A 1422-nucleotide genomic window follows, 5' to 3' on the forward strand; every position below is an offset into this window, starting at 1 on the left:
CGACGCTGAGTTCGTGGTAAGACATGGCAACACCGTACCGGAAAGGTCAGGTGTTGCACTCAGTTTTTGCGGCCGCCAGGCATTACCGAATCCGAACTGCTGCAGATCCTCGCCCGCGGCGAAGACAGCCTCCACCCGTTCACGCTCGACCTGGCCAACCCGGATGGCGTGGTTGCCGGGCTTTGCCGGGGAAGTCACCGAGGATGTCGCCGGGGAAGTCAGAGCTCTGCATCTCGCCTTGGTAGGCGAAATGAAGCGCAGTGATTTGCAACGCAGCATGGGGCTGGTACACGAAGAGCACTTCCGCCAGGCCTACCTCAAGTCCGCGCAGGAAGCCGGCGTGATAGAAATGACCGTCCCAGACAAGCCGCGCAGCCGCTTGCAGAAATACCACCTCACGGCCAAGGGCCGGAGACTGCAGCAGCGGCTCAAGGAGTAGATACATATGAGCGGGCGCTATGCAACGGAGGGTAGCCAGGGACTCTACCAGCCCGGTTCGGGCGATCAGGTCTTGGCCAACAAGCTGGGTATCACTGACCCCGCTGAAATGGATGAACTGGAGCTTGAGCTGCTCAACAAGCTCTACGAGTCGGTCCTGCTTGACGAGCTGCCAGACCGCGCCCTGACGGTGGCCGATCTCCAGCGCTGGCACTACCGCTGGCTGGGCAACGTCTATGACTGGGCCGGTAGCGAACGCTCGGTGAACATGAGCAAAGGCGACTTCCATTTTGCCGCGGCGGCACAAATTCCGCGTCTTCTGGCGAATTTCGAGCGAGACTATTTGGCACGCTTCACGCCCTGCACGGGGATGTCACGCACTGCCCTGGTCGAGGCCATTGCCATATGCCATGTCGAGCTGATCCTGGTTCACCCCTTCCGCGAGGGTAACGGGCGCTTGTCACGCCTGTTGGCGGATGTCATGGCTGTGCAATCAGGCAGGGAACCGCTGGATTACAGCAGCTGGGAGGTCGACAAGGAGGAGTACATCAAGGCCATCCACAGTGGCCTCGGCTGCGATTACCGCGCCATGCAGTACTGGGTGGACAGGGCACTCAGCGACTGACGCGGCTCAGTTGGCCAACGCGATGCTGCGGAACTTGCCGGTGCTGCGCTGCAGCTGACGCTCGAGCTGTGCAACGCCTTGACCTGTTTCGATAGCCGTGGAGCTGGCAACGGCACGGCGAATCGCCAGCAGGCTGGGTTTTTTCTGCTCGGTTTTCAGGTGCCGGCTCATGTCGATGTCTCCATTGGTTTCCTTTGCCAGTGTAACGGCTTCCATGGCACTGCGCATGCCCTGGAGGGCTGGCTGATAAGGGCCTTCCCGTCGATCCACAGATCTTTTCCTGGGCGGTTGCAGGAGCTGAGTGCAACACGGCTACTGGAGTGAAGCAGGCGCCTCGTGATGTTTGGCCATCAACTCGG

3 protein-coding genes are annotated in these 1422 nt (G+C 60.6%); 2 read left to right on the top strand and 1 reads right to left on the bottom strand.

Annotated features, from left to right (window positions below; translation table 11 throughout):
• Together MXC11_RS12025 and MXC11_RS12030 are read left to right on the top strand one after the other, a co-directional pair.
• Positions 1-439 (top strand): Fic family protein (locus MXC11_RS12025; RefSeq protein WP_349665533.1); only part of this gene is annotated, 439 nt, incomplete at its 5' end.
• 6 nt (positions 440-445) lie between these two features.
• Positions 446-1063, top strand: coding sequence for a Fic/DOC family protein (locus tag MXC11_RS12030; RefSeq protein WP_250010413.1), 618 nt, complete (start codon positions 446-448; stop codon positions 1061-1063).
• Between the two features lie 6 nt (positions 1064-1069).
• Here MXC11_RS12030 and MXC11_RS12035 read toward each other — a convergent pair whose 3' ends face one another.
• Positions 1070-1234 (bottom strand): hypothetical protein, encoded by a 165-nt coding sequence (locus tag MXC11_RS12035; protein WP_250010414.1) that lies wholly within the window; start codon positions 1232-1234, stop codon positions 1070-1072.
• Positions 1235-1422: the final 188 nt, after the last annotated feature.

Source organism: Pseudomonas eutrophicaquae (assembly GCF_023544715.1).
In the GTDB taxonomy this organism is placed as follows: Bacteria; Pseudomonadota; Gammaproteobacteria; order Pseudomonadales; family Pseudomonadaceae; genus Geopseudomonas.